Here is a 312-nt window from a genome sequence, read left to right as displayed (position 1 = left end):
CTACATGCTCGACGGGATCGATTGGCGCAACCCGCTTCACACGTTCCGCCCGCAGCGCGCGGGCTGAGTTTTTCTTTGCGTTTGCGCCATTTTTTGCGAGTCAGCGGACGCGTTTTATGATTCACTTCAGAGCATGGTTGCCACCGCCCTGGATGCTGTTCCGGACGATATCGGCGCGCTGAGAGCAGCGCTGACCGCGGCGCTGGCCAGGGCCGAAGACGAGGCCGCACGCGCTGCGCTGGTCGAGGCCGAACTGGCGGTCGCCAGGGCCAAGGCATCGGATGATGCGGCGCTGATCGCACATCAGGATCA

1 pseudogene is annotated in these 312 nt (G+C 63.5%); it reads left to right on the top strand.

Going from position 1 to position 312, the window contains the following annotated elements:
* Positions 1-133: 133 nt before the first annotated feature.
* A pseudogene (locus X739_RS1000000169870) lies at positions 134-312 on the top strand (IS66 family transposase); the annotation flags it as partial.

The sequence above is a fragment of the Mesorhizobium sp. LNHC209A00 genome, assembly GCF_000502915.1.
In the GTDB taxonomy this organism is placed as follows: domain Bacteria; phylum Pseudomonadota; class Alphaproteobacteria; order Rhizobiales; family Rhizobiaceae; genus Mesorhizobium.
Note: the sequence above shows the minus strand (reverse complement) of the source record. Positions and strands in the feature narration are given on the sequence as shown.